9 protein-coding genes and 1 pseudogene are annotated in these 14,758 nt (G+C 58.2%); 2 read left to right on the forward strand and 8 right to left on the reverse strand.

The window, feature by feature from the left end:
- The first annotated feature begins 114 nt into the window (after positions 1–114).
- Both GXB78_RS12470 and GXB78_RS12475 read left to right on the forward strand, forming a co-directional pair.
- Positions 115–783, forward strand: a complete 669-nt coding sequence (locus GXB78_RS12470) for a polysaccharide lyase family 7 protein (RefSeq protein WP_329515602.1) — start codon at positions 115–117, stop codon at positions 781–783.
- A gap of 195 nt (positions 784–978) precedes the next feature.
- Complete coding sequence (locus tag GXB78_RS12475) at positions 979–5,865, forward strand: hypothetical protein (RefSeq protein ID WP_329515603.1); 4,887 nt, start codon at positions 979–981, stop codon at positions 5,863–5,865.
- Between the two features lie 128 nt (positions 5,866–5,993).
- Here the strand turns inward: GXB78_RS12475 and GXB78_RS12480 are convergent.
- The 8 genes and pseudogenes from GXB78_RS12480 to tkt form a co-directional block, all read right to left on the reverse strand.
- A pseudogene (locus GXB78_RS12480) lies at positions 5,994–6,341 on the reverse strand (DUF6124 family protein); the annotation flags it as partial.
- A 1,300-nt stretch (positions 6,342–7,641) separates the two neighbouring features.
- Positions 7,642–8,028, reverse strand: a complete 387-nt coding sequence (locus GXB78_RS12485; protein ID WP_329515604.1) for a hypothetical protein — start codon at positions 8,026–8,028, stop codon at positions 7,642–7,644.
- A 362-nt stretch (positions 8,029–8,390) separates the two neighbouring features.
- Entirely contained in the window at positions 8,391–9,455 is a 1,065-nt protein-coding gene (gene fba, locus GXB78_RS12490) for a class II fructose-bisphosphate aldolase (RefSeq protein ID WP_008081027.1), read from the reverse strand.
- A 252-nt stretch (positions 9,456–9,707) separates the two neighbouring features.
- Positions 9,708–10,040 carry an MliC family protein gene (locus GXB78_RS12495; RefSeq protein WP_329515605.1) on the reverse strand — a complete coding sequence of 111 codons (333 nt, stop codon included), beginning with the start codon at positions 10,038–10,040 and terminating at the stop codon, positions 9,708–9,710.
- Positions 10,041–10,097: 57 nt separating this feature from the next.
- Entirely contained in the window at positions 10,098–10,319 is a 222-nt protein-coding gene (locus GXB78_RS12500; RefSeq protein WP_064365345.1) for a hypothetical protein, read from the reverse strand.
- 34 nt (positions 10,320–10,353) lie between these two features.
- A complete protein-coding gene (locus GXB78_RS12505) occupies positions 10,354–11,517 on the reverse strand; it encodes a phosphoglycerate kinase (protein ID WP_329515606.1) in 1,164 nt (387 codons plus the stop codon).
- A gap of 12 nt (positions 11,518–11,529) precedes the next feature.
- Positions 11,530–12,582, reverse strand: coding sequence for an erythrose-4-phosphate dehydrogenase (epd, locus tag GXB78_RS12510; RefSeq protein ID WP_042606605.1), 1,053 nt, complete (start codon positions 12,580–12,582; stop codon positions 11,530–11,532).
- 151 nt (positions 12,583–12,733) lie between these two features.
- Entirely contained in the window at positions 12,734–14,731 is a 1,998-nt protein-coding gene (gene tkt, locus GXB78_RS12515) for a transketolase (RefSeq protein WP_150743450.1), read from the reverse strand.
- Positions 14,732–14,758 lie beyond the last annotated feature (27 nt).

The raw sequence follows: 14,758 nt of genomic DNA on the forward strand, positions 1-14,758 counted from the left end.
ATCGCCGGGCGGGCATTAACAAAAATTGCCGCTACGCTTATAAAGACGCCCGAAAAGGCGCGGGCTAGAGCTTCTGGTACCCGCGTTCAGGATGAATCGAGTGGAAGAACCGACATGATCGATCTCGCAACCTGGAACCTCAGCGTTCCCGTTGGCAGCCCGCCGTACACCGTCGAAACCGAAAAACTGGTGAACGGCTTCAAGGATCAATACTTCCATTCCGATACCGGGACCTTGTTTTTCTGGTCCCCGGTTACCGGGTCAAAAACCGAAAACGCCGTGTATCCGCGCACTGAGCTGCGCGAAACCTACAGCAACGGCACCCTGCGCAACTGGTATTACCCGGACGCTGACAACCTGCTGCGTGCGACGCTCACCGTGAACAAGGTACCCAGCTCGGGCAAGATCGTCATCGGCCAGATCCACGCGTACGAGAGCCAGCGGCCGATGGTCAAGCTCGAATATCAGTACAAGGAAAAAACCCAGACCGGCAATCTGGTGATCAAGGTGCGCATGCGCCCGGACGACGCCGAAAGCCGCGTCATTACCCTCGCCACCGGCATCAAGCTCGATCGCGAATTCAACTACCTCATCCACTTGAGTCCGGGCGGCGCACTGGGCGTAAGCGCGGCGGGGTATCAGTGGGATTCACAGATCAGCGCGACCTGGCGCGACAAGCCGTTGTATTTCAAGGCCGGGGTCTATGTGCAGGACAACACCGGATATACGAGTGAGGGTGGACAGGTGATGTTTTCGAAGCTGGATATTGATCACAACAAATGACGCGAGCAAGCGACGGTTCCGGGAGAAATCTGCCGAAACAAGCAGCAACAGCAACAGGCGCAATGTAGTAGTCAGGTATGTCGGGTCAGTTCCCGGGAGTCTTTAGGTTAGGGCGAATCGAACAATCGATTCGTGTGCGGCGCCGCCCGTAGTGGTGGTGGCTGCACCGCAACCAACCTAGAAGGAACCTGGGTGATGAACTCTTCCCCTCCCGATTCTGCCGAAGACGCGCTGCGTCAGTTGGCGCCCTGCACCCTCGCCATCGAGCATCTTCTGGATGCGCAGCCAACTCTTGCTACGGTAATGGCCGCTCACTTGCGCGAGGGTCTGGCGGCGCTCGTACCTGAAAGCCCGCCGGACCCTGACGCGGTTTTTCTCAACGAATATGTGTATGACACGCCCTCGCCCGGTGCTTCAGATGGCGCTGCGCGAGTGGGCCGTCTGACGCGAACACGCAACCTGACACAGGCCCTTCACGAAGCTATTGTCAGTCGGAAAATACCTACCGCCCTCGAGAAAGAGCCGCCAACCGGCCTGGTCGACAAGGCCGTGGGCTTTTACCCACATGCGTACGATACGGGCCGCGATAACGAGATCACTGTCCTGCAAGTCGCAGCCGTCAATACCCTGATCCGCGATCTGCAAGAAGACAGTCCTTTGCTGTACTGGCGGGCGCTCGATGTTTTCTGGGCTTCGCCCCATGCCACCACTGGCGCCCTGACAGTCCTTGAGGCCGTGAGCCAAAAGCAACGTGTGATGTTCAGGCTCGAAGCGGATCTCAAACTGCATGATGCCCGGCAACAACTTATCCAGGCTGAGCAGGCACTGCAGAAAAAGCCTGGTGACAAGTCGCTGCAAACGACAGCCGACAACATCCGGACGCACCTGCAGGTGATGACCGAAGGCAGGCAACTGATCGAAAACCTCGTACTCCACGAGACCACGCGAACCGCCACGCCCGCGCAGGTGGTCAGCATTACTCTCCACTCCAGTGACGAGCCCGAATGGTCGGCACTGCTGAGCGGCTGCTTCATCATCACCGAGCGATTGCATGGGACTCGTCCGACAGTGCTGTACACCCCGCAATTCGGCGTCGAAGTCTTCGAGCACTTCAACGCCATGGAGAATTTTCTGCGGCGCCGTCTGGTAGCTGATCCAGAGAAAACGTTGCTGCTCCACAACGTAGCAGTCAATGACCGAGCCCGCGCCAGCGAAGAAATGAAGCAGGGGCAGCGTTTGCGCTACACCGCGCTTACCGGCGATGTATTCAATGCCTGCCTGAAAAAGCGACGGCAGCACCAGGATGTCGAAATCGATCACGCTTTAAGCGGTTCTCCTGCCAACTTCGGCGCCTTGGCCAAGCAGTTACAGACCGCGTTGGCGCTACCACTCAAAGGCAGTCCTGACTTGATCGCACGATTGCCCGAACGCGCCGAGCCGACCAAAGTCACCGCTCTGGCCCACACTTGGCCCGACGCTGAGCAGCAGACACGCCTGATTCAGCAGTGGAACGCCATCAACCAACAGATTAGCGATGTCCTTGACGAGCAGAAACATCCTTGCCTGCAAAAGGCGCTGTCCTCCCTGCTCAACGAGACCTTTGCAAAGCTGCCTGCCGATATCGAACCGGGCACGTTGTATGTGACCCGCTATCGCACCGGCGCGGACGGTCTTCGTCAGTTCGAGTCGTCGCGTCCCTTGCTCGAGGCGTTGCGCGCTTTATTGCTTTGGGAAAACGCCAAGGCGCCAGCCGAGGATGGCGAAGCAGGGCCGCAAGCGGAGGCGGACCCTGTCAGCGAGGGCGTATTCAGTAGCTCCACCGTCTGCGACGAAGCTGAGCAAATTGCGCAAAACGGTTCGCTGACGGAATTGGCTGACGCTCTGCAAGCCCGTTTGACCGAGCAGGTCCGCGACTACTGGCAAACGCCGTTAGCGGCAGAGCTGGCGTGCCCACAGGCGCGCTTGATCGACCTGTACCGCCAGGCGCTGAACGTTCAGGCTTGCCTGCGCTCAGCCGACCAGACGTTGAGCCCCCAGGCCAGACTGCTGATCGACCGCGCCCTGGGTTTTCCGACCCAGGCTCGCCGGGAGGCGCACTTCAAGCCTGGCGCGCGCCCCGGTATCTATCGAGTGACAGTGAATACCGCCAGCGCCGACGGCGCGCGTCTGGCCGGCAGTTTCGTCCTGACCTCGAACGACGGCTCCAGCCCGGTTTTGCCGCATTGGCCCTATGGCCACAAGAGCCTGAGCACGCAGGGCCTGAGTGGCAGCAGTGGCGCCAGCCTTGTCGTGCTGTATACGCCGCAGCAAGGCTTTGAAGAGCTGCCGAACCTGCAAGCATTACGTGACAGGCTCGTAGCGCGCATCAATGCCGGCGACGAAGTCGGGAAATTATTTGCCAGCGGCTTGCCGCTGGCGGTGCAGCACATGAAAAGCGGCCTGTGGGGCAGTGATCTGCGCTCTACCTTTGCGCCGATAGAGGACGACTTTGTTGCCGACGGCATCCAGACGCTACTGGACAAACAGCAGTCCGACATCGATACCCTCATGGGTCTGGCCCATAGCGAGTCGGACCGCGAAGGCAACGCCCGCCCGCAGATGCTCGAACTGCTGGATATGGCCGGAGCGTTCATGGCGCGTAACCGCCTCTTGCTGGATCACTGGCAGGCGGACTGGGAAAAGCGCCTCAGTCAGGCCGATCGTACGGCGCTGCAGGATCTGGCCCGGGACGCAGAGGAAAAACAGCTGCAACTGAGCCAGCAATGGAAGGCGCTTGTGCCGACCATCGCCGAATATGCCAAGGCACAGGTATTGCTCAAGATTCGTGCCTTCCTCGCAGAAAAGGGCGCAGATGAGCGGGTCCGCGCTGCCTATCCTGCAGAGGGCATCGATCCGGATCAGACGATGGTGATCCGCACTACCCGAACCCGCGTCGGAGCCGGCACGCAATCGGGATTTGCATCGGTGCATGAAAGCGTCGCGAGCACACGCATGAGTCTGACCAATCTGCTGCTGAAAAATAACCAGCCCTGGCAGCGGAGTCTTTCCTGGAGTGAAGAACACCTGCTGGAAGCCACACTGACCACATCCAAGGGCCTCTGGCTGCGTGATACCAGTGGAAAAGCAGTGACTGTGGACAAACAACGCCTTGAACAATGGGTCAAGGAGCTGAACATCGGTCACCGCTATGCGCAGGATGTGCTCGATAAACACCTCGCTCCGCAGGCCACCACCACCGAAGGCCAGGCCTTGCAGAAAGCCTGGATCGCGACTCAGGCAGCGACACTCGGCTACGCGGCCTTGTCCGCACGGTTGAGCCCCGACGCATACAGCAAGGTGTTGCCCAGCGACAATACGCAAAAGACTGCCGCCGCCTGGCTGTCAGCCGTTCTGTCTTCGCCGGATCCACAGAAACGCCCCCTGGTCGATGGCCAGGCGGTGATCGCCAACGCTCTGGTGTTCAACCCCACCGGTAATGCCCCGGATGGCCGCGGCGGGCAAAGCGTGAACGGCGTGCTGGTTCTGTCCGCGGCCAACACCGACATGCGAGTGCTGTATACCCCGAGCGCGCCTGATGGCATGGACCTGCGCGAACTCTCCAGCGAAACCGGCTTGCCCCGACTGATGCGTGGCGCCTGGCAAACCTGGCTCCAGGCACGATTACCGCCCAAAATCCGCCTGCTCAATCACCGCCTCGTCGCTTGTACAGGCGATGTGTTTGCCGGGCTTTATCGGCAAAACTATCTTCACCTGCGAGCCAGGACAAACGCTGAAAGCGTGACCAATGAAGAATTGCTTGACCAGTCCCGGTTCAACCAAGTGATGTTTGGCATCGAGGTGGTGACCACGGTACTGGGCGCTTTGCCCTGGAGCGGACCGATGGCTTCATCCGCGATGAAATGGCTTGGCGCAGTCGGTCGCAGCAGCGTCCAAGCCCTGCGTAGCCTGGGACAAAACGTCGCCGGGCTGATTGTCCGCCGCGGGGCGGCAAATCGAACATTGATCGAAGTCGCAACGGCCACCACTCAGCTCACCGGCGTTGCTCGCGCCACGGGTATCGGCATCAAACCGCTGCAGTTGCTGATCAGGCCGGCCAAAAGTACAACATTGTCGGACCTGACGGGTTATCAAAAAGCCTTTCTCCAGGAAAGCTCCCGCCTGGCAGTCGCGGGCGGGATCCCGGCCGGTTCGTCTCTGGCCGAAGGTTCGGGCATCTATCGCACCCCATCCAATACCCTGCTGGTACGCAGCACCGGTGCAAAAGGTGAAGAGCAGGTATTCCGCATTCAGAACTCATTCAATCTCTACGATCCCAATGGATTGGTTGCCCCAGTGCTGACACCGAGCGGAGCGCTCACCTCTTTTCGGCTACGCAGGATGACCAATCAGCTCTGGACACTCGATACGTTGAATCGGCTACCTGGAGGCGCACCCAAGGCCGATAGCCGGATCGTCAAGGCGCTCAGGGAATGGGATGCAAGAATCACTGCCAATGCTCAATCCGCAAATCCCTTACATACTCTCGACCCCGTACCCTTTTTCAACGAGCGCAACATTCCGGCACAGAGCTGGAACAAATTCGTGAGAAAAAACACTGGAGAAATCAATACGCTCGGCTACTCGATGCTCAGGCCCGGACAATACGAGAGGCTTACGGACGAGCTTTTTCAAATATGGCTTTCCATGAATCAACCCACCAGGGAGGCCGCGGAGGCGTTCGCCAATGCTCACCGCCTTCACCCGTTGATGTGGAGCAAGTACGTGACAAAAAAAGGCGAGCTGACCGTCCCAGGTACTATTCGGGCTATAAAACTGCTAAAAGGCCCTGAGGGGAAATACACGAAGATCACGGACCAGCACTTTCGCGACTGGCACCAGCTTTCTCTGCAATCGGAAAACCGGAACCGATACGCCACCGTCAAGTTTGCACTCGATAACAATATCCATGCTCAATCCTGGATGAAGTACGTCAACGCCCAAGGCGAATTCAGGATGACAATTCCAACGGTGGCCAATCGCGTCAATCGACTGGGGCTAACCCAGAACCTGCCGCAGCCGGGTCCGTCCGGCTCTTCAACCTGACGAGTGATTGGGGTCGAACTGCGCGAGCACACTTTTTACGGGAGTGTGCCCGCTCGCCATGACTGATGATATTCAGCCTGCTTGCCGACTGAGCCACTGCGATCGCCAGCAGGCTCAGTCCGGCAAGTTCAGCTGTGCGCCGCAGTCTGTGCCACTTCGACGTTATCCAGCACCCGGTTCACCGCCTGCTCCGCCAGCATGATGATCTGCGCAATCGCCAGAATCGTATGGCGCTGCGGGCTCTCGACATGCGCGGCAATGTCACTGGTCATGACGCTCGCCGATGCAAGGGATCCACAGGCGTGGGCCTGCAGGCTCTCGTTGTCCATATCGCCGACGATCTGGAACATCGCACTGGGGGTGCGCGGCTTTTGCCCGCTGCCATTCGGTTTCAGGTAATGATCGAGCGCACGTTCGGCGGCGTCGTGCAGCTTTCTGGAGTCGAGGGATTCGTAGGGGGAGGTTTCGGTTTCAGGCGAAGATTACCCTTGGTCGAGCTATCCCCCCTTGAGGCCTGACGAGACTGCACGGAACAACTGGCAGGTTGACAGCCCCGGTGAGTGGACCCTCCAGCCCGCATTGCCTTACACAGAGTTCATTGATCAGCTGCGTAACGTTCTGAATTGCATAAGAGGCGCGGGTCAACGCGGGCAATTATTAGGCCATTCAGCCACGCTTCATTGATCAATTGATAAGATCATCGTAATTACGATTTCACAACGATCAAGAGTACGACCTGTGAAATAAAGCGGACGCTAAAAAAATTTCGAGGGGGACGGATTTAATAAAATCCGGTCCTTTTTTTGGTTTCCTTTTCGTTTTATACATCTGCCCTCTTTCGGCTCCGGATTTGCACTCATCAAATTCGGTATAAAAGGCAATCCATAATCGCAAAAAGATATTAAAGACTGTCAAACCTGACAGGTTCCTAAAAAAGATCAGCTGATATCATCCAACTTCAAGAATCAACAAAACCAAAATTGTCACCCCGGAGATTTATATGTCATATCCAATAAATGGCGAATACATCAATGGCAACTTCACCAATGCGACTTTAAACTTTCGAATTTCCAGCCACGATGAAGCCAATGGTAATTCAGCGGAGTATTATTCGAGAACCAATACACCCCCAATCCAATCAAACACTACATAAATGGATGATTCAAATTCAATAGAGACAAAAACTCCACATCATTTTACTTCAAGACACCTACGGACACTTGAAACTTGGAGTCACCTGATTTGGGAGGCAAGAATCAATTCATGGTAATGAACGCAACCCGCACCCCCAACGACCAGTCGAAACCGCCTACAACCTTAGTTTTAGATGCAGCAAACAAGTGACCGTAATACGCTCGAAGGACGCTCGGGACTCTGTGGGAAACTCGGTATAAATCATGCATCGTCGAAACAGGCACGTATTTGCTAGGCTGTGGCCGATGCATTGAACTCAACCCGCTGCGAGCTCAAATGATTGCTCGGATACAAGAGTACCCGTGGTCGATCTATTACTTGAGACTCAATGAAAATGATAAGGACACTTGACTGGATGAAAGCCCCGGGTTCAATGGACTTGGCTTGAACCACGTTTAGCGAGTTTATGGATCAAGCCACGCCACCTTCTGAATTGCAGTCGGCAAGGGGGGCGGCTTAACGCGTGTAATTGACTGGCAGTGTGCGTTTCACAGAAGAAATTGAAAACATCACGAAAGTGCGAATTTCGCTACGTTCTAATAGAAGGGAACAGATTTGATAAATCTGCCCCCTTTTCTAGGATTATTGCTTACCTAATGACTGACTTATGCTATCCGAACCATTGCCAGCTCCGGAGTTTGTTGTTCTTCCGGTGTCATTACGGAATTGCCACGAACCGGTTTCAACACCATTGTTAAACTCTACGCCCTGGAAGTGACGAAAATCCGGCCCATCACTGTGGTATGGCTGTGTAAATTGATATTTAAAATCACCGATTTCGAAACTTAAATCCGTCCGTCTTCCTTCGTGATTGAAGTGAAAATATCCTGCGATGGCTACACCCGCGCCAGGCGGACCAAACGTGCCCGTAAACTTCCCCTTAGCTTCATCCATCCAACTAATCACCAACTGCTTATAAGGACTGACAAGGTTTGCGTTGTAAGTACCTAACATATTTGAATGGGACATGAGCTTCTCCAAGAAAAATTTTCATCCATTTCATATCTTCGCTTACTACATGGATAAACTACCAAGAAGGGGTGCACGCAGCCACCTGTCAACATTGACAGTTTTTTATGCAAATTCGCTATAGGCTAAATAATGATAAAGGATCAGATCTTGAAGGAACGCCTACAACCTGAAAAGAGCAATTAACGTGTTGGGCGTGCGCCAGATGATGGCGCTGATGGGCTGAAACGCCTTTTTTCGTCTGCTGTGAGCACAAAAGCAAACGCCCCGAACAAGTCGGGGCGTCTGCTGCAACCACCATCAGTGCGTTTTCACACAGTCTGTCACGGCGGGTTTCTTTTAAAGCAGTCTAACGCTCAGGCTCAGTTAACCTTAGCGTTCAACTCACCCTTCAGATAACGCTGGTACATCGCTTCCAGGGAGATCGGCTTGATCTTCGAGGCATTGCCGGCAGTACCGAACGCCTCATAACGAGCGATACACACGTCACGCATTGCGGTCACGGTTGCACCGAAGAATTTACGCGGGTCGAATTCGCTCGGGTTGGTGGCCATCAGGCGGCGCATGGCGCCGGTGGAGGCCAGGCGCAGGTCGGTGTCGATGTTGACCTTGCGCACGCCGTGCTTGATGCCTTCGACGATTTCTTCTACCGGTACGCCGTAGGTTTCTTTGATGTCGCCGCCGTACTGGTTGATGATCGCCAGCCACTCTTGTGGCACGGAGGACGAACCGTGCATCACCAGGTGGGTGTTCGGGATGCGCTTGTGGATTTCCTTGATGCGATCGATCGCCAGCACGTCACCGGTCGGTGGCTTGGTGAACTTGTAGGCGCCGTGGCTGGTGCCGATGGCGATGGCCAGGGCGTCGACCTGGGTGCGCTTGACGAAGTCAGCGGCTTCTTCCGGGTCGGTCAGCATCTGGCTGTGATCCAGAACGCCTTCAGCGCCGATGCCGTCTTCTTCACCGGCCATGCCGGTTTCCAGCGAACCCAGGCAACCCAGCTCGCCTTCTACCGAAACGCCGCAGGCGTGGGCCATGGCGACGGTCTGTTGGGTGACCCGGACGTTGTAGTCGTAGTCGGTCGGGGTCTTGCCGTCTTCGCCCAGCGAGCCGTCCATCATCACCGAGCTGAAGCCCAGTTGAATCGAACGCTGGCAGACGTCAGGGCTGGTACCGTGGTCCTGGTGCATGCACACCGGGATGTGCGGAAATTCTTCGATCGCGGCGAGGATCAGGTGACGCAGGAATGGTGCGCCGGCGTATTTGCGGGCGCCGGCCGAAGCCTGGACGATCACCGGGGAGTCAGTCTTGTCAGCGGCTTCCATGATGGCGCGCATCTGCTCAAGGTTGTTGACGTTGAAAGCTGGAACGCCGTAGCCGAACTCGGCTGCGTGGTCCAGCATCTGGCGCATGCTGATAAGTGCCATTGTGTGTGTCTCTCCCGGTTGAGGGTCGTTGATCGTGCCAGCCTGCCGGAGCGGCGGCGGCTATTCAAGTTAATGCAGATCGGGGGTTGAGGCCCGGTCTGGTGATTCGATAAAGCAAAATCCTGAGAACTACACAGAACCCCTGTGGGAGCGAGCCTGCTCGCGAAAGCAATCTTGCAGTCGCAGATGCAGTGCCTGTCAGACCGCTTTCGCGAGCAGGCTCGCTCCCACATTAGAACTGTGGTGTGTCAATTACTGCGCCTTGCATCCACGGCCAATCAGGTCATTGGTGGCGACCCAGTACACCAGGCCTTCGTCACCCTTGACGTGAAACGCCAGCATGCCGTCGCTGTACAGCGTGCCCGAGGCGCCCGCCTCTTCTTTCAGGCGATAGACCTGATCTGCGCCACCGAGGCGAACGTCGACTTCCTGCTGGCCGGCATCGGCGTAACGCCACAACACCTTGGCCTGACTGTCGCAGGTCCAGGTCGTCCAGTCGTCTGCCGGGGCCGACGACTGAAACAGGTTCAACTGCGCGCAACCACCCAACAATGCCAAAGCCGCAACGGCGATCAAGCCTTTCATCCGTGTTCCTCGACTGACGACACACGCCGCCAGCCCTGAGTTAAAGAGTCAGACCCGTCAAGGACAACCATGTTCCTTGACCGGGGTTTGCGTCTCGTATTTGTCCAGACCGTCCGGGCCCGAGCGCTTGTTCAGCACCGGGTTGGTTTCGGCCTGCCAGTCGGCCTGATAACAGCCCTTCTGCGGCTCGCTCGGTGCTGGCGTCGCGTCGGCCTTCGGGTTACTCCCGCAGGCCGCCAGCGTACCGCTCAGCAACAACAGCGCTAACGACTTGACCATATGAACACTCCTTTGCCTGGCCAAACGGGCGGCCTCAGGCCTTGGCCCGGCTTTCCAGGACTTCGACGGCAGGCAGCACCTTGCCCTCGACGAATTCGAGGAACGCGCCACCACCGGTGGAAATGTAGGAGATTTGCTCAGCCACGCCATATTTATCGATCGCCGCCAGGGTGTCGCCGCCGCCAGCAATCGAGAATGCCGAGCTTTCAGAGATGGCCTGGGCGAGCACTTTGGTGCCGCTGCCGAACTGATCGAACTCGAACACGCCGACCGGGCCGTTCCACAGAATGGTTTTCGACGACTTCAGCAACTCGGCGAAGTTGGCTGCGGTTTGCGGGCCGATGTCGAGAATCATGTCGTCAGCCGCAACGTCAGCGATCAGCTTGACGGTAGCTTCGGCGCTTTCGGCAAATTCCTTGGCGACCACAACGTCAACCGGCAATGGCACGCTGACTTTCGCAGCGATTTCACGGGCAGTGTCGAGCAGATCCGGTTCGTACAGCGACTTGCCGACCGGGTGACCGGCCGCCGCGAGGAAGGTGTTGGCGATGCCGCCGCCGACGATCAGTTGATCGCAGATCTGGCTCAGGCTGTTCAGCACGTCGAGTTTGGTCGAGACCTTGGAGCCGGCAACGATGGCTGCCATTGGCTTGGCCGGCGCGCCCAGGGCTTTGCCCAGTGCGTCCAGTTCAGCGGCCAGCAACGGGCCGGCGGCAGCGACTTTGGCGAACTTGGCCACACCATGCGTCGAACCTTCGGCGCGGTGAGCGGTACCGAAAGCGTCCATCACGAACACGTCGCACAGGGCCGCGTATTGCTGAGCCAGCTCGTCAGTGTTCTTTTTCTCGCCCTTGTTGAAGCGCACGTTTTCGAACAGCACGATATCGCCAGCCTTGACCTCGACGCCACCAAGGTAATCAGCCACCAGCGGCACTTCACGGCCGAGCGCTTTGCTCAGGTAGTCGGCGACAGGTTTCAGGCTGTTCTCGGCGGAGAATTCGCCTTCGGTCGGACGGCCCAGGTGCGAGCAGACCATCACCGCCGCGCCTTTTTCCAGGGCCAGCTTGATGGTCGGCAGCGAAGCCAGGATGCGCGCGTCGCTGGTGACAACACCGTCCTTGACGGGGACGTTGAGGTCTTCGCGGATCAATACGCGCTTACCTTGCAGATCGAGGTCGGACATCTTCAACACGGTCATGGGTCGCACTTCCTACGGTTTTTTTGAAGTTGCTGTTTGCAGATAGTGGTCTGCAACGTCCAGCATTCGGTTGGCAAAACCCCACTCGTTGTCGAACCAGGCCAGGATGTTCACCAGTTTGGGGCCGGAAACACGGGTCTGACTGGCATCGACAATGGCCGAATGTGGGTCATGGTTGAAATCACAGCTGGCGTGCGGCAACTCGGTGTAGGCCAGAAGGCCTTTGAGCGGGCCACTAGTGGCGGCTTCGCGCAGGATCCGGTTGACCTCGTTGGCGTCAGTCGCGGTGGCGGTCTGCATCGTGATGTCGAGGCAGGACACGTTGACTGTCGGCACGCGCACGGCTTTGGCCTGAATTCGTCCGGCAAGTTCCGGCAGCAGGCGCTCGATACCGCGCGCCAGACCAGTGGACACCGGGATCACCGACTGGAACGCCGAACGCGTGCGGCGCAGGTCTTCATGGTGATAGGCGTCGATCACCGGCTGATCGTTCATCGCCGAGTGGATCGTGGTGATCGACACGTAATCCAGACCGATCGCCTGATCGAGCAGGCGCAGCAGCGGCACGCCGCAGTTGGTGGTGCAGGAGGCGTTGGACACCAGCAGTTCGTCGCCGGTCAGGCAGTCCTGATTGACGCCGTAGACGATGGTGGCGTCGACATCCGCTTCGCTGGCCATCGGCTGCGAGAACAGCACGCGTGGCGCGCCGGCGTCGAGAAACCGCTGACCGTCGGCACGGGTGTGGTAAGCGCCGGAGCACTCGAGCACCAGATCGACGCCCAGCGACGCCCAATCGATGCCTTCGGGAGTGGCACTGCGCAGGACCTTCACGCAGTCGCCATTGATATGCAGACAATCGCCCTCAACCCGCACTTCGCCGGGAAAACGGCCGTGGGTGGAGTCGAAGCGTGTCAGGTATTCGATGCTGGCCATGTCGGCCAGATCGTTGATCGCGACAATTTCAAACCCGGCCTTCGCGCCGCGCTCGAACAACGCCCGCAAGACGCAACGACCAATGCGGCCGTAGCCGTTGAGTGCAACTTTGTAGGGACGCGGTTGAGGCATGGGGTTCTCGATTACCGTGGTGTATCAGGCAGTGCGATGTTGCCTGAGCCATCGCTTTCGCGAGCAGGCTCGCTCCCACAGGGAAATGCATTCCATCGTGGGAGCGAGCCTGCTCGCGAAGGCGTCAGCCCGGACAACACAACTGTCAGACTTAGTCTTCCAGCAGCTCTTCAGCCTGACCCAGGATGTTTTCCAGGGTAAAACCGAACTCTTCGAACAGTGCCGAAGCCGGCGCCGACTCACCGTAGGTGGTCATGCCGATCACGCGACCTTCCAGACCCACGTACTTGAACCAGAAATCGGCGTGGGCCGCTTCGATGGCGATACGTGCGCTGACTTGCAGCGGCAGAACCGACTGCTTGTACTCCGCATCCTGAGCATCGAACGCGCTGGTGCAAGGCATGGAAACCACGCGGACCTTGCGGCCCTGCTCGGTCAGTTTGTCGAAAGCCTGAACGGCCAGACCAACTTCCGAACCGGTAGCGATCAGGATCAGCTCAGGCTCGCCTGCGCAGTCCTTGAGCACATAACCGCCACGGCTGATGTTGGCGATCTGGCCAGCATCGCGTTCCTGGTGTTGCAGGTTCTGCCGCGAGAAGATCAGCGCCGACGGGCCGTCCTTGCGCTCCAGCGCGTTTTTCCAGGCCACTGCCGATTCCACGGCATCGGCTGGACGCCAGGTGTCGAGGTTCGGCGTGCTGCGCAGGCTGGTCAGTTGCTCGATCGGCTGGTGCGTCGGGCCGTCTTCGCCCAGACCGATGGAGTCGTGGGTGTAGACGTGGATCACACGCTTCTTCATCAGTGCCGACATACGGACGGCGTTGCGCGCGTATTCCATGAACATCAGGAAGGTCGCGCCGTAAGGCACCAGACCGCCGTGCAGGGCCACGCCGTTCATGATCGCGGTCATGCCGAATTCGCGCACGCCGTAGTACATGTAGTTGCCGCTGGCATCTTCGGCGCTGACGCCTTTGCAGCCTTTCCACAGGGTCAGGTTGGAACCGGCGAGGTCAGCCGAACCGCCGAGCATTTCCGGCAGCAGCGGGCCGAAAGCATTGAGGGTGTTCTGGCTGGCTTTACGGCTGGCGATGGTTTCGCCCTTGGCCGCGACTTCGGCGATGTAGGCCGAGGCTTTTTCCGAGAAGTCGGCCGGCAGTTCGCCGCTCAGACGACGGATCAGTTCGTTGGCTTCGGTCGGGAACGCAGCGGAGTAGGCGGCGAAACGCTGATCCCACTCGGCTTCGACCGCGCGGCCAGCTTCTTTGGCGTCCCACTCGGCGTAGATTTCAGCCGGGATTTCGAACGGGCCGTAGTTCCAGTTCAGCGCCTGACGGGTCAGGGCGATTTCCGCGTCACCCAGTGGCGCGCCGTGGCAATCTTCTTTCCCCTGCTTGTTCGGCGAGCCGAAACCGATGGTGGTCTTGCAGCAGATCAGCGTCGGTTGAGCGCTCTTGCGTGCGGTTTCGATGGCGGTCTTGATCTCTTCCGGATCGTGGCCGTCGACGTTGCGGATCACCTGCCAGTTGTAGGCTTCGAAACGCTTCGGCGTGTCATCGGTGAACCAGCCTTCGACTTCGCCGTCGATGGAGATGCCGTTGTCATCGTAGAAGGCGATCAGCTTGCCCAGGCCCAGCGTGCCGGCCAAGGAGGCGACTTCGTGGGAAATGCCTTCCATCATGCAGCCATCACCGAGGAACACGTAGGTGTGGTGATCAACGATGTTGTGGCCGGGGCGGTTGAACTGCGCGCCCATGACTTTTTCCGCCAAGGCGAAACCGACGGCGTTGGCCAGACCCTGACCCAGCGGGCCGGTGGTGGTTTCGACGCCCGGGGTGTAACCGAATTCCGGGTGGCCTGGAGTACGGCTGTGCAGTTGACGGAACTGCTTGAGGTCGTCGATCGACAGGTCGTAACCGGTCAGGTGCAGCAGCGAGTAGATCAACATCGAGCCGTGCCCGTTGGACAGCACGAAGCGGTCACGGTCGGCGAAAGACGGGTTGCTCGGGTTGTGCTTGAGGTAGTCGCGCCACAGCACTTCGGCAATATCTGCCATACCCATAGGGGCACCGGGATGGCCGCTGTTGGCTTTTTGCACGGCATCCATGCTGAGGGCACGAATGGCGTTGGCACGCTCACGACGGCTAGGCATCGCTGATCTCCTGGGTGTGAATAGACT

Source organism: Pseudomonas moraviensis subsp. stanleyae (assembly GCF_036283065.1).
In the GTDB taxonomy this organism is placed as follows: Bacteria; Pseudomonadota; Gammaproteobacteria; order Pseudomonadales; family Pseudomonadaceae; genus Aquipseudomonas; species Aquipseudomonas stanleyae.